The sequence below is a fragment of the Pseudomonas sp. PA-4-8C genome, assembly GCF_021606625.1.
Lineage (GTDB): Bacteria > Pseudomonadota > Gammaproteobacteria > Pseudomonadales > Pseudomonadaceae > Aquipseudomonas > Aquipseudomonas lactis.
This window is the reverse complement of the sequence record NZ_WKCD01000582.1, coordinates 1-757: the sequence shown is the minus strand read 5'-3', so window position 1 is coordinate 757 and position 757 is coordinate 1. Positions and strand designations below refer to the sequence as shown.

Genomic DNA, 757 nt, shown 5'->3' with positions numbered 1-757 from the left:
ATTTCGAGAATCTGGTCCCTGGCACTACCGCGGTGAACACCACCGTTACGGACACACCGGGTACCGATAACACCACCACGGTTACGCTGACTGCGCCAAGTGCCGTTAACGAAGGCGGCCAGATCACGTACACCGCGACCTTGAGCAATAAGGCCGGCACCGACGTCACGCTGAAACTCGACAATGGTTCAAGCATCACCATCAAGGCTGGCGACACTGTTGGCACCGTGACCGTGCCTGCCCCTACCGATGACGTGTTCATCGACAAGAGCAGCCAGACCGTCCAGATCACCGAGACCACCGGCGGCAACTTCGAAAAACTGGAAGTTGCAGGTAATGGCGCAACCACCACGATCAACGACACCATCGACAAGGTCGATGTGGTCCTGACCGCCACTACCACCGTCGGCGAAGGCGGCAACATCGTCTACACCGCCAGCCTTGTGGATAAGAACGGCGCACCGGTGACCAACATCACCAACCCGTTGACCGTGACTTTGGATAACGGCCAGACCATCACCATTGGCGTAAACCAATCGAGCGGTAGCGTTTCGGTTCTTGCTCCTGATGATGTCTATAAAGGCGATCAAACCGTCACCACCGCTATCAAAGGCGTAACCGGCGGCGAGCATTTCGAGAATCTGGTCCCTGGCACTACCGCGGTGAACACCACCGTTACGGACACACCGGGTACCGATAACACCACCACGGTTACGCTGACTGCGCCAAGTGCCGTTAACGAAGGCGGCCAGATCAC

General features: G+C 57.5%; 1 protein-coding gene. It reads left to right on the top strand.

Annotated features, from left to right (window positions below; genetic code table 11):
• On the top strand, positions 1-757 hold a 757-nt coding region (locus GIW04_RS31105; protein WP_329607666.1), incomplete at both ends, for an immunoglobulin-like domain-containing protein.